The following is a 412-nucleotide window of genomic DNA, read 5'->3' as shown; positions in this document are numbered from 1 at the left end:
CCCGCCTCACGTGGCGCCCTCATGGCGCTCGGCTCCATGACCTCCGTGCAGATCGGCCTCGCTGCGTCCGTCGGCCTGTTCGACCGCATCGGCTCGGAGGGCGCGGCGTGGCTGCGGCTCTCGTGGGCGGGCGTCATCATGCTGCTGCTCGTCCGACCCTGGCGTCGACGCCTGAGTCCGGCCGCGCTGCGAGCCTGCGTGGTGCTGGGCGTGGTGACGGCCGGCGTGACCATGCTGTTCATGGCCGCCGTCGCTCGGCTGCCGCTCGGTACGGCCAGCGCCCTGGAGTTCCTGGGGCCGTTGTCCGTCGCGGTGCTCCGCGGTCGGCGCGGCACGTGGGCGTGGCCCGCGCTGGCCGCGGCGGGCGTGCTCCTGCTGACCCAGCCGTGGAGCGGCGAGACCGACGGTCGGG

The sequence above is a fragment of the Aeromicrobium sp. Leaf272 genome (assembly GCF_001422865.1).
GTDB lineage: Bacteria > Actinomycetota > Actinomycetes > Propionibacteriales > Nocardioidaceae > Aeromicrobium.
Note: the sequence above shows the minus strand (reverse complement) of the source record.